Source organism: Natrinema sp. CGMCC1.2065 (assembly GCF_051225675.1).
GTDB classification, from domain to species: Archaea; Halobacteriota; Halobacteria; order Halobacteriales; family Natrialbaceae; genus Natrinema; species Natrinema thermotolerans.
Map to the genome: position 1 here is coordinate 114939 of NZ_JBPJSJ010000001.1, position 17516 is coordinate 132454.

Below are 17516 nucleotides of genomic sequence, written 5' to 3' on the forward strand. Positions count from 1 at the left end.
ATCGTCTCACGTTTCCGCCCGGTGGCCGATGTTTATATAGGTTCAGCGCACTGTTTCCCTGGCGTGACCGACGGCGACCGGGCGCGTGAGCGGTCGAGTTCGACCGACGACCTCGAGTCGCCGCTGTTTCCCTTCGAGGAGGGCGAGTTCTTCCGGCAGTTGGTCGCCAACACTTCCGAGGGGTTGCTGACCATCGACGAGGAGAGTACCATCGTCTTCGCCAACCCCGCGATCGAGGAAATCCTCGGCTACAGCCCCGCGGAACTCATCGGCTCCTCGAAGATGACATTGATCCCCGAACGGCTGCAGGACGCCCACGCCGCCGGGTTGGAGAAGTATCTCCGAACCGGCGAGAAACACATCGACTGGGACGGGATCGAACTCCCCGCGTTACACAAGGACGGCCACGAAGTCCCCGTGCTGGTAAGCCTCCGGGAACACACCCACGAGGGCCAGCGGCTGTTCACCGGCCTCTTTCGTGATCTCTCCGACCGGAAGGCCCGACAGCGCCGCTTCGAGGCCGTCTTCAACAACACCTACCAGTTCACCGGTCTCCTCGAGCCCGACGGGACCGTCCTCGAAGTCAACCGGACGGCGCTTTCCTTCGCCGGGGTCGAACGAACCGACGTCGTCGGCAAGCCGGTCTGGGACACCGACTGGTTCCAACTGGACGACGCGGCGCGCGAAACCGCACTCGAGGCCGTCAAACGCGCCGGTGACGGAGAGCTGTTCCGGGACGAACTCCGGATCCGAGGTGCCGACCGAACCGCGATCATCGACTTTTCGATCCGGCCGATCACCGACGAACGGGGCGAGATTCAGCTGCTCGTCACCGAGGGACGGGACATCACGCCGCTGAAACTCCGGGAACAGCACCTACGAGTCCTCCACCGACTGCTCCGTCACAACCTCCGCAACGAACTCAACGTCATCAGCGGGTTCGCGGAGACACTGCTGGCGGAACTCGAGGACGAGACCCACCGCGAGTACGCGGCCGAAATCGCGGCGACGGCCGCGTCGTTGATCGATCTCAACGAGTCGGCGAAGGAACTCGCCGACGTGACCCTCGAGGACGGTCGCCCGCGGCGGCCGGTGGCCGTCGGTGACGTCCTCGAGACGGTCGTCGACGATCTCCGTGACCGACATCCCGCGAGTACGATCACGATCACCGGGGCGACGGCCGCCGTCGTCGCCGGCGACGATCGGCTCGCGACCGTTCTCGAGGAACTCGTCCACAACGCGATCGTCCACGCCGACGCGGCCGAGCCGGCCGTCGAAATCGGCGTCGACGAAAGCGCCGAAACGGTCGCCGTTCGGATCGCCGACACCGGGCCCGGCATCCCCGCATCCGAGCGGGCCGGCATCTTCAACGACGAACCGATCACGCAGGTCAGACACGGCAACGGGCTGGGGCTGTGGCTCGCCAGCCTCATCGTCGACGACTACGGGGGCTATCTCGACTACACGTCCCGCGATGGCGCGGGGAGTTGCGTCGTCGTCCGCCTCCCGCGAGCGAAATAACGGACGATCCTACTCGCCGTCCTCGACCGGGGTCTTGACGATCGTCACCGGACGAGAGGCCAATCGCGCGACGCGATCGGTGACGCTCCCGAGCAGCTGGCGGTAGTCGCCGGACCGTTCCTTCGACCCCATTACGAGCATGTCGACGTCGGCCTCGTCGGCGTACTCGAGGATCTGTTCGTGGGGGCGGCCGTGTCTGACGACCGTCGTGGGCTCGAGACCCGCGTCTCGGGCCGCTTCGGCGGCCGACTCGAGGGCCTCCTCGCCGACGTGTTCCAGCGCGGCCTCGAGGCTCTCGAACTCGTGGACGTACTCGTCCCCGCTGTAGGAGTTATAGACGTCGCTGTCGACGACGTACAGCAGGTGGAGGTCCGCACCGGTGTCCTCGGCGACGGCGACGGCGTGTTCGATCGCGAGTTCCGTTCCTTCCGCAGCGTCGGTCGGCAGCAGAATTTTGTCGTACATACGTACATACTGTCGTCCGTCGATTGATAACTCTTGGCCGTAATTCTCGGTCGATGGGACGACGAGGGCGGACAGACAGCGGTATTTTTTGCCGGCCCCGACCACAACGGAAGGGTTTACGTGTTCCGCCCGGTTGTCTCGCGCATGAAGGTTCTCGTCACGGATCCGATCGCGGACGCGGGTCTGGACGTACTCAGAGACGCCGGCCACGAGGTCGAAACGGGCTACGAACTCGAGGGCGAGGCACTCCTCGAGGCGGTTTCGGACGCCAACGGCATGATCGTTCGCTCCGGGACCGAGGTCACCGAGGAGGTCCTCGAGGCCGCCGAAGAGCTGGCCATCGTCGGCCGGGCCGGCATCGGCGTCGACAACATCGACATCGACGCCGCAACGGACAACGGCGTCATCGTCGCCAACGCCCCCGAGGGCAACGTTCGGGCGGCCGCCGAACACACCGTCGCGATGACGTTCGCGACCGCTCGCTCGATTCCCCAGGCACACATCCGCCTGAAAAACGGCGAGTGGGCCAAAAGCGACTATCTCGGAGCCGAACTCGACGGCAAGACCTTGGGCGTCGTCGGCCTCGGCCGCGTCGGCCAGGAGGTCGCCAAGAAACTCGACTCGCTGGGCATGGACATCGTCGCCTACGACCCCTACATCAGCGAGGAGCGCGCCGACCGCATCGGTGCCGAACTCGTCGAGTTCGAGGACTGTCTCGAGGCCGCCGACTTCGTGACCGTCCACACGCCGCTGACCCCCGAGACGGAGGGGCTGATCGGCGAGGACGAACTCGATCTGCTGGGCGACGGCTACCTCGTCAACTGCGCCCGCGGGGGCGTCGTCGACGAGGATGCGCTGGCCGCCAAGGTCGAGGACGGAACGCTGGCCGGCGCGGCGATCGACGTCTTCGCCGAGGAGCCCCTGTCCGCTGACTCACCGCTTCTAGAACACGACGAGATCATCGTCACGCCCCACCTGGGTGCCTCGACGGAGGCCGCTCAGGAGAACGTCGCCACCTCGACCGCCAGTCAGGTCAACGCTGCACTGGCCGAGGAACCCGTCGCGAACGCCCTGAACGCCCCCTCGATCGACGAGAGCGCGTTCCCCCGCGTCGAGCCCTACATCGAGATCGCCGAGACCGCGGGCAAGGTCGCCGCGCAACTGCTCGAGGGCCGCATCGAGGACGTCGAAGTCGTCTACGAGGGCGAGATCGCCGACGAGGACATCGAGTTCGTCACCGCCTCGGCGCTCAAGGGCGTCTTCCAGCCCCTCGAGTGGCAGGTCAACGCCGTCAACGCACCCCAGATCGCCGAGGATCGGGGCGTCGATGTGACGGAATCGAAAACGCGACAGGCCGAGGACTTCCAGAGCCTGATCTCGGTGACCGTCAGCAACGACGACGACGAGGTCTCCGTCGACGGGACCCTGTTCGCCGGCAACGATCCCCGGATCGTCCGCGTGGACGGCTACCGCGTCGACGCCATCCCCCACGGCCGGATGGTCATCGCCCGCAACACCGACGAACCCGGCGTCATCGGCCAGATCGGCTCCGTGATGGGCGAGTACGACGTCAACATCGCCGGCATGTTCAACGCCCGCGAGACCATCGGCGGCGAGGCCCTGACCGTCTACAACGTCGACAGCGAGGTCCCGGTCGAGGCCAAGGAGGAACTCGAGTCCGACGAGCGGATCATCGGGATCAACGACATCACGCTGAACGGTCAAAACTGATCGGACAAAGCGTAGAACCGATTCTGACCGGCGGAGCGTTCCTCCCGATCCGATCTAGTAGGGCTATACGCCGTGGTCACGGAACCGCTCGCACGACACCTCGAGCGGGAGATCGTCGAAATCGTCATCGCCACCGACGACGAGCGTCGCGTCGCGTTCGGACGCGAGTGCAACGGCGGCCGCGTCGGCCAGCGAAATGCGTCCGTCGCCCTTTACTTCCCCGACGAGTCGCCAGTCGGGAGTTGCGACGGCCACTCCGCGTCGCTCGAGGGCACGGAGATCGCGGTCGGCGACGCGAAACGAATGGGTGGTCGGCGTTCCGTCGTTGGCCCCCTCGAACCGAGCGACGAGATAGAACACTTCGCTGGCGTTCGCGTCCGCGAGAAAGCCGTCCGCGTCACCGGCGAAAACGTCCGAAAGGAGGTCTGCAACGACTTCGTGTCCGGGTTCGCCGTAGAAGTATGCGATGATGGCTTCGGTGTCGAAAACGTAGCACTCGGTCATTCGTCGCTATCGGGCCGTAGTCGTTCGAAGCGCTCTGCCTCACGGCGGCGGTCTTCGTCTTTGAGTTCGTGCATCCGTTCGGTAATCGAGCCGGGTTCGTGTGCGTCGGCGTGGATTCCGTGGAGTTCGTCCGGTGACGGAACCGGTTCGATGACGATTCGATCACTCTCCTCGTAGACGAACACCTCGCCAGGCGTCTCGATACCGAATTTCTCACGTAACGCCTTCGGGATGGTTGCCTGCCCCTTCTGCGAAACGCGTACTACCTCTGGACTAGTTGTATTACCACTCATTCTTAGTTGTACTCTTAGTGCCGTATCTTACTAAAAGCACCGTAGTAGCAGTACCGTCCGCTACTAGAGGCCGGACACTCACGCTCGAGCGAACCTGATCCCTCCACCACACGGACAGTCCAGCCGCTCGTGAACGCGCTTTATCCCCGTCGGGAGCCTCAGTTCTAGCGGAGGCGAACGACATGACAATTCAGGATCGCGGGACCGTACAGCAGCCGACCGACAGCGCCCGCGAGGACGCTGCCGACACGAGATGGGGTATCCGGGAGGGGATCGGCGTCTCGCTGGTCTCGATCTTCGGGCTGTTGTTCCTGGTGGTCGGCCTGCTGCTGGCTCCAGGACTGGCCGAAGCGGCGTCGACGGTCGCCATCACGGTCGGCCTGCTGGCGGTCGCGGTCGCGCTTGTCGTCGTCGGCCGCTGGAGTTGGCAGGGACGCTAGGGGATCATTTTTCGACGCGCTTGCGACGACCGAGTCGCGGCAAAAGACCTATCGCTCGGACGACCGATACCGCGAGTATGGACGAGGCAGTTTCGGTCGACTTCGGCGAGGACGGACTCGTCCCCGCCGTGGCACAGGACGCCGACTCCGGCGAGGTACTCATGCTCGCGTACGTCTCGCCGGAGGCCTTAGAGCGGACCCGCGAGACGGGGCGGGCCCACTACTACTCGCGGAGCCGCGAGGAGTTATGGGAAAAGGGCGCAACCAGCGGCCACGTCCAGTCCGTCAGGGAGGTCCGCGTCGACTGCGACGCCGACACCCTGCTCTATCTGGTCGACCAGGAGGGCGGCGCGTGTCACACCGGCCACCGGTCGTGCTTCTACCGGACGATCGAGGGCGAGACCGTCGGCGAACAAGTGTTCGACCCCGACGCCGTCTACGAATAGGATGAGCGAACGCGCTCCGCCCTCCGACGCGCGCGCAGGCGCTACCGCAGGGAGCGACGACGGGCCGACCCCGCTCGAGGAACTCGAGGCCGCCCGGAACCGTCTCGAGACGATCGAGGACCGCATCGCCGACCACGGCGAGGACACCGTCGACGAGGTCGCGACGGCCTATCGGCGGACCGAGACCCTGCTCGAGGACTACGTCGACCGCGCGACCGGCACCGGCAAGGAGAACTTCCAAGCCTACATCGAACTCGAGGGGAAGTTCGACGGGCTCGTCTCCGGGCTCTCCGAGGACCTGCCCGAACACGAGGCCTTCGAGGACGCCCTCGAGGCGATCGACAAGCGCCGGCTCAGCGAGTCGGACTTCGAACGGGCCCGCGAGGCCCTCGAACCCGCCGCCGAGTACGCCGATTTGCTCGACGACCGCGAGAGCGCCCGCGCGGAGTTGGCCGAGGCCCGGAAGACCGCGAGCAAGCGCCTCCGGACCGTCGAGGACGAGATCGACGACCGCAAGCGCCTGCTCGAACTCGCGACCGCCGACTTAGACGCCCCCGTCGAGCGGCTCCGCGAGCCGATCGAGCGCTACAACGAGGCCGTCCGCGAGGCGTTCCGCGAGTACCGGCTCGAGGCGAGCGCTCGCGAAGTGTTCGACCTGCTCGAGCGGAGTCGGTGGTACCCGTTCGTGGGCTACGAGCGGCCACCGGCGGACCTGTCGCGGTACGTCCGCGAGAACGACGCCGGCGAGTACACGATCCCCGAACTGCTCGAGTACGCCGACTACTCCCGGTCGAAGCTCTCTCATTACGTCGACAGCGCGGACGAACTCAAGCGCAACGTGGCGACCCAGCAGACGTTTCTCGACGGGATCGACGCCGAACCGCTGACGGTCGACTGGCCGCCCGAACCGGCCGGCGCACTGCGCCGCCGGGCGCGGGAGTATCGCCCCTTCGTCGCCCGGATCGCAGACGAGGACGTCGTGGCGAACCTCCGCGAGGTCCGGCTGCTCGCGACCGATCCCGACTACGATCGGCTCCAGACGGCCGCCCAGGCGGTCACACAGCTCTCGGCCGACCAGCGCCGACGGCTGACCGACGGCCGCGTCGAAGCCGAACTCGAGGAGTTGCGGGACGAACGCGAGCGGCTCGAGGACGCGCTCGAAACCGAGGACCCGGTCTGAGGCGTCGACCGGACGCGAGTCTCCGCGTCGGCGCACCCCCCTCGAGCCGCCCCCCGTACTTTAGCCGCCGCCAGCCGAACGACGCGTATGGGCAGACACGTCCTCGTGCCGATGGACGACTCCGAGCCGGCGCGGGCGGCACTGGACCACGCCCTCGAGTGGGTGCCGGCCGACCGCGTGACGGTCGTCCACGCGGTCGACGACCTCACGGCCGACTACGAGGGCATCGTTTCGGGGGCCGACGAGCCGGATTTCTTCGCCGACGCGCGGGCGATCGCCGAGGAGTATGGCCGGTCGCTCGAGACGACCGTCGTCGAGGGCGAGGGGGCGGCCGAGGCGATCCTCGAGTACGTCGACGAGGCCGACGTCGACGCGATCGTGATGGGCAGCGAGGGGAAGGCGGGCGTCTCGCGGCTGTTGTTGGGCAGCGTCGCAGAGGGGGTTACGCGGCGGGCCGCGGTTCCGGTAACGATTGTTCCCTGAGTCGGTCGCGCTGTTCAGTACAGATGCGTATGAAACACGATAGATTGAGCTACGAATTGTCAGCAGTTTGAAAGAGAGAATACAGACAAATAGCGATACTAATGAAAATCAGATATACTGTCCACGATTTGTCTCCACTTATAATAGTCACAACAGCAAGAACTGCAAACGCTAAGGCAACGATAGCCGAACGAATCGAACGGAGATGTGCTGTTAACAGCAAATACTGATCGTCATTCATAGATAATATATAGTATTTCTATAATATATGCCTTCTGTTAATAGAGGGTAGAGCTAATTACTACTTCGAGACCTGCATGGCCTGTACTGAACAGTTAGGCCGCTCGAGCGGACGATAGAAACCGGGTTCAGGCGTCGGCCTTCGCGTCGGCCAGCGCCTCGTACATGTCCGCAACGAGTTCCTCGGCGCGGTCGCCCTCGCGGGCTTCGGCGTAGACCCGGACGAGCGGCTCGGTGCCGGAGGGACGGGCCAGCACCCACGCGTCGCCGTAATCCAGCCGGTAGCCGTCTCGAGTGTTGAGGTCCGCGTCGGCCGCTTTGGCCTGGTTGGCGGCCGCATCGAGCATCGCGTCGCGTTCCGCCGTCGACTCGTACTCGAGGTTGCGCCGGACGTTGACGTAGCCGTCGTAGGGGGCGACGATCTCGCTGACCGGCCGCTCGGCGACCAGTTCGAGAAACCGGGCGGCGGTGAAGGCCCCGTCCCGGGAGAGCCGGTAGTTCGGGAAGAAGATCCCGCCGTTGCCCTCGCCGGCGATCGGGACCCGCTGGCCCGAGGCCTCGAGTTCGCGGATGCGGGTGATGATGTTCGTCGAACCGATCGGGGTGAGTTCGAGGTCGGCCCCGACCTCGTTCACGACGTCGACGAGCCGCTGGGAGACGTTGACCGCCGAGACGGTCGTGTCGCCGGCCTCGAGTTCGGCGGCCGCAAGCGCCGCGAGCGTGGCGTCGCCCTCGACGTACTCGCCGTCCTCGTCGAAGAAGATGGCCCGGTCGGCGTCGCCGTCGTGGGCGATCCCGACGTCGGCATCGGTCGATCGGACGAGCCGGCCCAGATCGGCGAGGTTGTCGGGGACGGGTTCGGGGTCACGACCGGGGAAGTGGCCGTCCGGCTGGCCGTTGACGGTAACGACCCGACAGCCCAGTTCCCGGAAGAACTCCGGGCTGGTCAGCGCGCCCGCGCCGTGGCCGGGATCCAACGCGACGGTCAGGTCCGCGTCGGCGATCGGCTGGCGGTCGGCGGCCGCGAGCAACCCCTCGACGTAGGCCCGGCGAACGCCGTCGATCTCGCGGACCCGGCCCGTCTCGTCCCAGGCGGCCGCGGTGAACGATTCGGTCAGCAGTCGGTCCTCGATGGTCTCGAGGGTCGCGACCGAGAGCTCGACGCCGTCGGCCCCGACGAGTTTGATCCCGTTGTACTGGGGCGGGTTGTGCGAGGCCGTGACGACGATCACCGGGACCGCCTCGTGTTCGGCGTAGGTTTGTGCCCCCGGCGTCGGAACGATCCCCAGTCGGTCGACGTCGATGCCGATGCTCGCTAACCCACTGGCGGCCGCATCGGCCAGCATGCGGCCGGTGTAGCGGGTGTCGCGAGCGATCCCGACCCGCTCCGCGCCGGCGTCCTCGGCCCAGATCGTCCCCGCCGCCTTCGCGACGCGGAGGACGAACGCGGGCGTCAACTCCTCGTTGGCGACGCCCCGCGTCCCGCTCGATCCGAATATCTCCATTACGCGTTAGTCAGCGGGGCCGCCCCATAGTGATTCCGCAAACCGCTCCCGAAGACGGCCCCGGGACGGAACGTTTTCGGCCCGTCCCGTCCACGGTCACGTATGCACTCGATCGAGGAGAAACGCGTCTACGGCGACCGAGAGGGCGCGATCACCGCCTACGTCGCGAGCGCGTTCGGTGTCGTTCGGGTCCGCGTCGCCGGCGACACCGTCGGCGAGTTCGGCCTCTGCGAACGCTGCGAGGGTCGAGGCGTCGCGACGACCGACGAGAGCGTCGCGATCGCGACCGACGAGGACGTCCGGGTGGCCCCGCTCGAGGACGGAGACGGGGGCGAGGAGTCGTTCGCCGAAACCGGGTTCGGTCCGGCGGTCGCCGTCGGTGCCGACGGCGGCGAGCTGCTCGCGGCCAGTCCCGATGGCCGGGTCGCCCGCCGGCCGGCAGGGGCCACGGAGTGGACCACGCTCACGGATGAGACCGTCGCGTCGGTACGGGCGATCGACGGCGATCTCGTCGGAACGGAAGACGGCGTCTATCGGATCCAAGACGGCGGACTCGACCACGCCGGTCTGACCGACGTACGAGACGTCTCGGCCGCCGGCGTCCCGCTCGCGGCCACCGCCGAGGGCCTATACAAACTGGGCAACGGGTGGATGGCGATCCGCGAGGGACCGTTCGATGCCGTCTCGGCGGACCCCCGATCGGAACAGGGGACGCTGACGCGCGCACACGCAGTCGCGAGCGAGGAAGTATACGGCTACGCCGGCGACGACGAGTGGGACGCGCTCCCGGACGCGAGCGAACCGATCGTCGACGTCGGCTACGGCGAGACGGTCTACGCCGTGACCGAGGACGGAACCTTCCTAGCGGCCGCCGAGGACGGATGGCGACCGCACCCGATCGGGGTCCGAGACGTGACCGGGCTGGCCGTGCGATAGCGGGAGACCGCCGATCCGCGTCTGACGGAGGTTTAATTACGTGGGCTGCTACCCACGGGATATATGGGAGAGCTACCACGACGGAAACTGCTAGCCGTAAGCGGTACTGCCCTCACCGGCGCGGTCGCCGGCTGCATGGGCGGTGACGACGGCGCCGACGGGAACGGTGACGGGTCCGGGGACGGCGGGACCGACGACCCCGCCGACGGGGAGACCGAAAGCGAAACCGTCGACGGAACGATCCTCGGCGAGATCACCGTCGACAACCTAGACGGCGATGCCCACACGGTCGACATCATCGTCGAATTCGACCGGGAAATCGAGGACTGGGCGACCGAGGAACTCGAGGCCGGCGGCGGGACGACCCTCGATCGAAACTGGCCGACCGAGTCGGGGCAGTTCCGCGTGACGACGCGGCTCGATCAGGGCGAGCCGGTCGAAGTCACGCCGGCGGACTGGAACGACCCGTCGTGTCTGAACCTCTTCGTTCGGATCGATCGGAACGGGGAACTGACGCTCCTGAGCGATACGACCAGCGGACCGTGTGGTGCCGGCGATCCGAGCGTCGACGACACCGACACGTGACAGGCCCCGCCGGCCGCGCTCACGCCTGCCCGAACGAGGGTGTGGGTCCAGAACGAAAACTGGTTTAGCCCCCGCGCTGTCGAACCGACTATGATCGTCAGCGGATCCGCGTCGCAGGCCCTGGCCGCGGCGCTGGCACGCGAACTCGAGGAATCGCTCGCCGCCGTCGAGTACGACCGCTTTCCCGACGGCGAACTGCTCGCGGCCGCCCCCGGCGTTGCCGAGGCCGACCCCGATCGAGCCGTGATCGTCGCCTCGACCGTCTCGAGCGACGCCCACCTCGAACTGCTCCAGCTCCAGGACGCCGTCCGCGAGGCTGGCGTCGAGGAGGTCGTCACCGTCCTCCCCTACATGGGATACGGCCGTCAGGACGCGGCGTTCGAACCGGGCCATCCCGTCTCCGCGCGAGCGGTCGCCCGCGCGATTTCGACCGGGAGCGACCGCGTGCTGACGGTCAACCCCCACGAAACCGCCGTCTGCGAGTTCTTCGAGCCGACGGCGACGGCCGTCGACGCGGCGGGCCGGCTAGCCGATCCCCTTCCCGACGACCTCACCGAACCCGTCTTTCTCTCGCCGGACGCTGGCGCGATCGAGTTGGCCGAGACGGCCCGCGACGCCTACGGGACGGGCGAAACCGACTACTTCGAGAAGACCCGCCACTCCGGTACCGAGGTCGAAATCTCGCCAAGCGACGTCGACGTGGCCGGCCGCGACGTCGTCGTCGTCGACGACATCATCGCGACGGGATCGACGATGAGCGAGGCCGTCAGCGTCCTCTGCGATCGCGACGCCGGCCGCCTGTTCGTCACCTGCGTTCACCCGCTGTTGGCCCGCGATGCCGTCACGAAGCTCTCTCGAGCCGGTGTCGAAGCGATCTACGGCACCGACACCATCGAGCGGGGCGTCGATACCGTCTCGGTCGCCCCCACGATCGCCGAACACCTGTAAGTAAACGATTAAGTAGCCGCCGAACACGGGTCTAGGTGGTATCGCGTCGCACGACTGCGGTCGGGTCGACCGCTCGGCGACGCGGGGGAGCCCGATGCACGGAATCGTCCACAAGACCCTCGAGGAGTACGTCGTTGAACGGACCGACGACGACACCTGGGACACGATCGTCGAGCGCTCGGAACTGGAGCCGCAGCTGTACCTGCCCGTCTCGCATTACGACGACGACGAGATCGACGCCATCCTCGAGACGCTCTCGGGGATGGCGACGCAGGACAGGGACGCGATCGAACGCGATTTCGGCCGGCGGCTGGCCCCGGAACTACTCTCGACGTTCAGCGCACACGTCGGCAGCGACTGGGACCTGCCCGAGTTGCTGGTCGGTCTCGAAGACGTCTACGACGACATCGAAACCGCAACCGACGAGACGTCGCTGCCGAAGCTGTCCTGTACTCGCGAGTCCGATCACGCGATCGTCACGTACGACACTCACCGAGATCGCCAGTACTGCGGGCTCGCCCACGGAATTCTCGACGGGCTCGTCGCTGCGTTCGACGCCGACGCGACGGTCACGAAAACCGACTGCGTCGAAGACGGGGCCGACGCCTGTCGGTTCCGGGTCGACTTCGAGTGAGCGCCGGCACGGAACTTACCGTCGCCGGACTGCCAGTACCGTCGCGAACAGCAGTAGAACCGCGCCGAGCGTCGCCGAAACCCCGAAGCCGGGGACGTCGTCGATCGCCGCGCCCGTCCCCGTCTCACCGACGCCGACCGTCGCCGTTCGCTCGCCGACGCCGACCTCGTACCGACCCGCCTCGTCGAACCGGAGTTCGGCTTCGACCGTCGCCGTCCCGTCGGGACGAACCGCTACCGGTCGCTTGGCGGCGACGCCGTCGACGGTCCGGAACGCGAGAACGGCAGCCCCGGGCCCGTCACCGGCGGCCTCGACGGTTGCGGTCGCCGTCACCGGCTCGCCGGGGTCGACCGCCTCGGGCTCGAGCCGGAGGTCGGTGACGGTCACGCTCGGCGACGAGCGGACGACGGCCGTCAGCCGCTCCGAACCGACGCGCAGGACGTACGTCCCGGGGTCTTCGGGCGTCCACGAGAGCCGGTGAGAGCGCTCCCCGCCGGGTGCGAGCGTCCCCTGCCGATGAGCGACGGTTCGGCCGTCGGCCCCCAGCGTCAAATCGTACGTCCCCTCGCGCTCGCCGACGTTGGTGACCGTCGCCGGGAGCGTCACCGACTCGCCGGCGGGCACGACGATCGCCTCGTCAGTGCCGGCCTCGACGCCCGCTTCGGACGCCGACCACCGCGGCCACTCCTCGCCGGCGACCTCGATCGGGCCGGTGCCGAACCCGGACGCGAAGCTCGCGACCGACTGGTCGAACGCGGCCCCGTGATCCGATCGGCTCCACACGTCGGGCGTCGCGTCCGTTCGGGTGTAGCGCTCGGCGTCGGTCCGAACGGCCGTCCCGGCGTAGGCCTCGATCGATCCCAGGAGGTCCGCCTCGGTCACCTCGTCGTCGTCGGCGTTCAGTTCCCGGACGACGTCCGACAGGGTCCGATCCCCGTCGGTCGCGACTCGTAACTGGCGGTCGATCTCGCCGGCCACGAGCGCGCCTTTGACGTAATCGGTGCGCTCGTGGTCCCACGTCGCGGGGTCGGCGAGCGCGCCGTCGGCGTAGGGCGACTCCGTCCCGCGCTCGAGCAGTCGACTGAACTGCTCGAAATCGGTGTATCCGGCCTCGAGAGCAAGCAGTCCAGCGTGGTAATCGGCCTGTCCCTCGACGACCCACTCCGTCTCGGTCGTCGTCCCGTCGGCGGTGTTGGCAAAGCGCTGGCGGACGTGGACGTACTCGTGGAGCCAGGCCGGGTTCGGGCTGTCGAGCGGTTCGTCCGCGACGACCCAGGCGTCGGACTCGCCGTACTGGATGCCCCGGGGACCCCAGTCGACGGTGTCGGGGACCGCGACGACGAACGTCTCGTCGGGTCGCGCTCCGACCTCGAGCCGGTCGCTCGCGTCGACCAGTGCGGAGAGGATCGTGTCGGGCGACTCCTCGAGCGTCGCGGCCTCGGGGATGGCCAGCCGGAACCGCTCCCCATCGACGGTCCGTTCGCGTTCGGTCACCGCGCCGAAGAAGGCGATATCGCCGCCGGTCGCGCCGGGGCCGTCCACCCGAACCGTCTCCTCGATGCCGACCGGATCCGTCCGACGCAGCGAGATCGCCACGTCCGGGACCGGGACGACCGCCCACTCGCCGGTGTCGACGAAGGAATATCCCTCGCCGGTCGCGCTGGCACCCTGGGTACCCGTTCGGTCGGCCGGCATCGTATATCGGACCGTCGGCTCGTCAGTCGTCCCCGTCCACTCGAGGGTCCGCTCGCCGGTCCGCTCGAACCCCGTCGTCGACTCGACGGCCGCACCTCGCTCGAGTTCGATCTCGAGTTCAGTCACCGAGTCGGGCACCCGAAACGTCGTTTCCGTCTCGAAGACATCAGTATCGGTCGGTCGATGGCGGAGCGTCGTCGTTCGATGGAGGACGTCCGACGAACTCCCAGTCGCTGCCGCGCCGACGGATGGACTCTCGAGATCGGCGCTCGCGGGCGCTCGATCGGTCGGTGTCCCGGCGGCGATGCCGGCCGGGAGGCTACAGGCGAGCAAGACGACGAACGCGAGGGTCACGAACCGGGAGGTCACTACCCCCCACTGGTGAATCAGCGGACAAGACTTTTATGGCAGCCGTAGTGTCACTCGACGACGAAAGAGCGGCCATCGCGAGTTTCTCGAGATTCCAAAACGCAGACCGGTCGGCTTCGCCTCCCGGTCTCAGTCCGACGGCTCGGCGGCCGCCAGCGGCTCGAGCGCGACCTCGACATCCACCTTTTTACGCGTCGGGTTCGGTCGCTGCTCACGGTTCCCGTTGGTCACCGCTCGCTGTCCGAGGACTCACTCTGTTCGCCCTCGCTTTCCTCCCTCACCACTCGCGTAAAAATCTGGACCAAAAAAGCCGTCTCGCTACGCTCGACGGGACTTAATCGGAGGCTTCAGCAGCCGCCAGCGGCTCGAGCGCGATTTCCATCGTCACACCTTCGACTTCCCACTCCTTGCGGTGGCCGTCCTCGACCTCGCGGCGCTCGTCGGCACGGACTTCCTCGCTGATGAGGTCCGTGCGCTCGGCGACGAGATCGGCCACGCGGTCGTCCTCGATCGTGAGATCCAGCGCGATCCGTTCCTCGACGTCGAGGTCGAGGTCCTTACGCATCTCCTGGACCCGGCGGATGACTTCGCGGGCATAGCCCTCGCTCTCGATGTCGTCGGTCAGCGAGGCGTCGACGTAGACGACGCCCCGGTCGTCGCCGTCGAGGCCGAAGGCGGTGCCGGCGACGCCGTCGGGCGTCTGGGTGACGAAGGAAACCATCTCGTCGGTGATCCCCTCGTCGTCCTCGAGGACGTCCGAAACGGCCGCTTCGATCGCCTCGAGGCCGGGCTCGTCGATGCGGGCCTCGTTGAGCGCGTTCATGACCTGTCCGGCGCGGTCCCCGAAGGCCGGCCCGAGTTCGCTCATGTCGGCCTCGGCGCTGTAGGAGAGTTCGCCCCAGCGTTCGTCGGGCGAGACGAGTTCGATCTCGCGGGCGTTGAGCCGCTCCTCGAGCAGGCCGGGGTGGCGGGACACGGCCTCGACGACCCGCTCGTCGTCGGCGGCGACGACGACCCGCGGGACGGGCCAGCGCAGCTTCCGGCCGGCCTGCTGACGGGCGTTCGCGCCGGCCTCCTCGATCGCGCGGAGGAGCGCGACGTCGGTCTCGAGTTGCTCGTCGGCCCAGTACTCCTCGACGGCGGGCCAGTCCTCCATGTGGACGGTCGGGTGGCCGTCGTCGCCGGTCAGCGTCCCGTAGATCTCCTCGCTGATGAACGGCGCATAGGGAGCAAGCAGCGCGACCGTCTCCCGCAGCACGCGGTAGAGCGTCGCGTAGGCGGCCCGCTTCGAATCGCTGTCGGCCTCGTCCCACATACGCTCGCGGACCGCCTGCACGTAGAACCGCGAGACGTCCTCGACGACGAACTCGAGGAGGGCATCGATCGCCTTGTCCTGGCGGAACTCCTCGAAGGCCGCGGTCATCTCGGCCTTCGTGGACTGCAGTCGGGCCAGCACCCACTCGTCGAGGGGCTCGAGGTGGTCGTCGACCGACTCGAGGGTGGTCTCAGTGGGGTCGAACTCGTCCAGCCGCATGTACGGCAGCGGGAACCGGAAGACGTTCCACAGCGTCCGGAGGTGGTTCTCCATCGTCTGCATCCCGTCCCAGTCGAAGCGCATGTCCTCGCCCTGTGGGTTGTTCGACAGCAGGAACAGCCGCATCACGTCCCGGCCGTGGCGGTCGATCGCCTCGTGGGGATCGATCAGGATGTCCTTGGACTTGGACATCGCGCGGCCGTCGGGCATCAGCGCGTGGCCGTGCATCAGGACCTCCTGATAGGGACTCTCGCCGAGCGCGGCGGTTCCCATCCCCAGCTGGGACCAGAACCAGCCCCGGGTCTGGTCGTGGGCCTCGAGGATGAAGTCGGCGGGCCAGAGTTCGTCGAACCGGCTGTCGTCCTCGGGGTAGTTCAGGGTGCCCCACGAGGCGACCGAGGAGTCGAGCCAGACGTCGAAGACGTCGGGGACGCGGGTGTAGGTGGTGCCGTCCTCGGTGATCGTCAACTCGTCGACGGTGTCCTTGTGGAGGTCCACGGTTTGGGAATCGATCTCCTGATCGACCCGCTCGGCGAGTTCCTCGCGGTCGCTGATGACGATTCGGTCCTCGTCGTCGTCGCGGTCCTCGGGGGTCCAGACGGGCAGCGGGATGCCCCAGTAGCGCTGGCGGGAGACGTTCCAGTCCGGCGCTTCCTCGACGAAGTCCCGGAAGCGGTTGTCGCGGGCCCACTCGGGGTGCCACTCGCTGTCCTCGATGTTGTCGAGCAGCTCGTCTTTCACGTCGGTGATCGTGATGAACCACTGGTCGGTGACGATCTGGACGATCCCCGTGTCACAGCGCCAGCAGTGGCCGTAGCTGTGGGAGATCGTCTCCGACGCGAGCAGGTCACCGTCGGCCTCGAGGTCGGCGATGATGTCCTCGTTGGCGTCGCGGACGAACTGCCCCTCGTAGTCGCCGCCCTGTTCGGTGTAGACGCCGTCGCTGCCGACTGGACAGAAGATCGGGAAGTCCAGTTCGCGACCGCGCTCGAAGTCCTCCTCACCGTGGCCGGGCGCGGAGTGGACCAGTCCGGTACCGTCGCCGTGCGTGTCGACGTAGTCGGCGGCATAGACCTGACAGGCTCCCTCGTGGTCGGGGTGGTCCGGAACGCGGTCGGCCATCGGGTGGTCGTAGGCCCAGCCCAGCAGGTCCTCGCCGGTGTGTTCTTCGACGACTTCGTAGTCATCGTAGCGGCCCGCTTTCAGCACGTCCTCGAACTTCGGTTCGGCGACGTACAGCAGTTCCTCCTCGCCATCTTTCTCGGCGCGGACACCGACGTAGTCGCCCGCCTCGTCGACCGCGACGAAGGTGTTGGCGGGGATGGTCCACGGCGTCGTCGTCCAGATGACGAGTTTCCCGTCCCGATCCTCGAGGTCGAACTTGACGTAGATCGAGGGGTCCTCGACGTCCTCGTACTCGACCTCGTTGTTCGCGATCGCGGTCTCACACCGGGGACACTGCGAGATCGAGCGGTGGCCCTTCTCGACGAGTCCGCGGTCGGCGGCGTTCGAAAAGCCCCACCAGGCGGCCTCCATGTACTCCGGTTCGACCGTCCGGTAGGGGTCGTCCCAGTCCATCCAGACGCCGAAGTCCTGGAAGTCCGCCTGCAGGCCCTCGAGTTGCTCGTCGGCGTAGTCCTTGCACTCCTGGATGAAGTTCTCCTCGCCGAACTCCTCGATGTCCTTCTTGTTCTCGAAACCCAGCCGCTCCTCGACGCGGGTCTCGATCGGGAGCCCGTGCATGTCGTAGCCCGGACGGTCGGTGACGTCGTACCCCTGCATTCGGAAGAAGCGGAGGTAGACGTCCTTCAGCGACTTGTTCCAGGTCGTCCCCATGTGGGCCGAACCCGACGTGTACGGCGGGCCGTCGACGAAGAAGAAGGACTCACCGTCCGACCGATGCTCGACCGTCTGCTCGTAGGCGTCGACGTCGTCCCAGTACTCGAAGACCCGCTGCTCGAGTTCGTGGGGGTCGTACTGGTCGTCGACCTCGGCGAACCTGCTCAT

The 17516-nt window shown here is 67.1% G+C and carries 16 protein-coding genes; 10 read left to right on the plus strand and 6 right to left on the minus strand.

The annotated features are described in order from the left end of the window. The first annotated feature begins 63 nt into the window (after positions 1-63). A complete protein-coding gene (locus ACSBP4_RS00565) occupies positions 64-1521 on the plus strand; it encodes a PAS domain S-box protein (RefSeq protein WP_049965195.1) in 1458 nt (485 codons plus the stop codon). A gap of 9 nt (positions 1522-1530) precedes the next feature. Here ACSBP4_RS00565 and ACSBP4_RS00570 read toward each other — a convergent pair whose 3' ends face one another. Then, entirely contained in the window at positions 1531-1986 is a 456-nt protein-coding gene (locus ACSBP4_RS00570) for a universal stress protein (protein WP_006183188.1), read from the minus strand. A gap of 144 nt (positions 1987-2130) precedes the next feature. Between ACSBP4_RS00570 and serA the strand changes: the two genes are divergently transcribed. After that, entirely contained in the window at positions 2131-3717 is a 1587-nt protein-coding gene (gene serA, locus ACSBP4_RS00575; RefSeq protein ID WP_049965196.1) for a phosphoglycerate dehydrogenase, read from the plus strand. A 63-nt stretch (positions 3718-3780) separates the two neighbouring features. Here the strand turns inward: serA and ACSBP4_RS00580 are convergent, their stop codons facing one another. Together ACSBP4_RS00580 and ACSBP4_RS00585 are read right to left on the minus strand one after the other, a co-directional pair. Next, complete coding sequence (locus ACSBP4_RS00580) at positions 3781-4221, minus strand: PIN domain-containing protein (RefSeq protein ID WP_049965197.1); 441 nt, start codon at positions 4219-4221, stop codon at positions 3781-3783. After that, positions 4218-4514 carry an AbrB/MazE/SpoVT family DNA-binding domain-containing protein gene (locus ACSBP4_RS00585; RefSeq protein WP_049965198.1) on the minus strand — a complete coding sequence of 99 codons (297 nt, stop codon included), beginning with the start codon at positions 4512-4514 and terminating at the stop codon, positions 4218-4220. The genes ACSBP4_RS00580 and ACSBP4_RS00585 overlap by 4 nt, the downstream gene beginning before the upstream one ends. A gap of 182 nt (positions 4515-4696) precedes the next feature. On the opposite strand from ACSBP4_RS00585, the gene ACSBP4_RS00590 reads away from it, so the two are divergent. The 4 genes from ACSBP4_RS00590 (at position 4697) to ACSBP4_RS00605 (ending at position 7063) form a co-directional block, all read left to right on the plus strand. Beyond that, the gene (locus ACSBP4_RS00590; protein ID WP_066300240.1) at positions 4697-4954 is read left to right on the plus strand and encodes a hypothetical protein; all 258 of its coding nucleotides are present in this window, start codon (positions 4697-4699) and stop codon (positions 4952-4954) included. Between the two features lie 77 nt (positions 4955-5031). Continuing rightward, entirely contained in the window at positions 5032-5400 is a 369-nt protein-coding gene (hisI, locus tag ACSBP4_RS00595) for a phosphoribosyl-AMP cyclohydrolase (protein WP_006648536.1), read from the plus strand. 1 nt (position 5401) lies between these two features. Beyond that, positions 5402-6580, plus strand: coding sequence for a DUF7118 family protein (locus tag ACSBP4_RS00600; RefSeq protein ID WP_435551065.1), 1179 nt, complete (start codon positions 5402-5404; stop codon positions 6578-6580). Between the two features lie 87 nt (positions 6581-6667). Further along, entirely contained in the window at positions 6668-7063 is a 396-nt protein-coding gene (locus ACSBP4_RS00605; RefSeq protein WP_049965201.1) for a universal stress protein, read from the plus strand. A gap of 368 nt (positions 7064-7431) precedes the next feature. Here ACSBP4_RS00605 and glmM read toward each other — a convergent pair whose 3' ends face one another. Then, positions 7432-8808 (minus strand): phosphoglucosamine mutase, encoded by a 1377-nt coding sequence (gene glmM, locus ACSBP4_RS00610; protein ID WP_435551066.1) that lies wholly within the window; start codon positions 8806-8808, stop codon positions 7432-7434. A gap of 102 nt (positions 8809-8910) precedes the next feature. On the opposite strand from glmM, the gene ACSBP4_RS00615 reads away from it, so the two are divergent. The 4 genes from ACSBP4_RS00615 (at position 8911) to ACSBP4_RS00630 (ending at position 11911) form a co-directional block, all read left to right on the plus strand. Then, positions 8911-9744 (plus strand): HVO_0234 family beta-propeller protein, encoded by an 834-nt coding sequence (locus tag ACSBP4_RS00615; RefSeq protein ID WP_435551067.1) that lies wholly within the window; start codon positions 8911-8913, stop codon positions 9742-9744. 63 nt (positions 9745-9807) lie between these two features. After that, positions 9808-10329: a hypothetical protein gene (locus ACSBP4_RS00620; RefSeq protein ID WP_435551068.1), complete on the plus strand. Its 522-nt coding sequence runs from the start codon at positions 9808-9810 to the stop codon at positions 10327-10329. Between the two features lie 90 nt (positions 10330-10419). Continuing rightward, positions 10420-11277, plus strand: a complete 858-nt coding sequence (locus tag ACSBP4_RS00625; protein ID WP_049965208.1) for a ribose-phosphate diphosphokinase — start codon at positions 10420-10422, stop codon at positions 11275-11277. Positions 11278-11371: 94 nt separating this feature from the next. Then, positions 11372-11911 carry a heme NO-binding domain-containing protein gene (locus tag ACSBP4_RS00630; RefSeq protein WP_435551069.1) on the plus strand — a complete coding sequence of 180 codons (540 nt, stop codon included), beginning with the start codon at positions 11372-11374 and terminating at the stop codon, positions 11909-11911. Between the two features lie 15 nt (positions 11912-11926). On the opposite strand, the gene ACSBP4_RS00635 is transcribed toward ACSBP4_RS00630, so the two are convergent. Together ACSBP4_RS00635 and ileS are read right to left on the minus strand one after the other, a co-directional pair. Further along, positions 11927-13975 carry a hypothetical protein gene (locus tag ACSBP4_RS00635; protein WP_435551070.1) on the minus strand — a complete coding sequence of 683 codons (2049 nt, stop codon included), beginning with the start codon at positions 13973-13975 and terminating at the stop codon, positions 11927-11929. A gap of 334 nt (positions 13976-14309) precedes the next feature. After that, positions 14310-17516, minus strand: a complete 3207-nt coding sequence (gene ileS, locus ACSBP4_RS00640) for an isoleucine--tRNA ligase (RefSeq protein ID WP_435551071.1) — start codon at positions 17514-17516, stop codon at positions 14310-14312.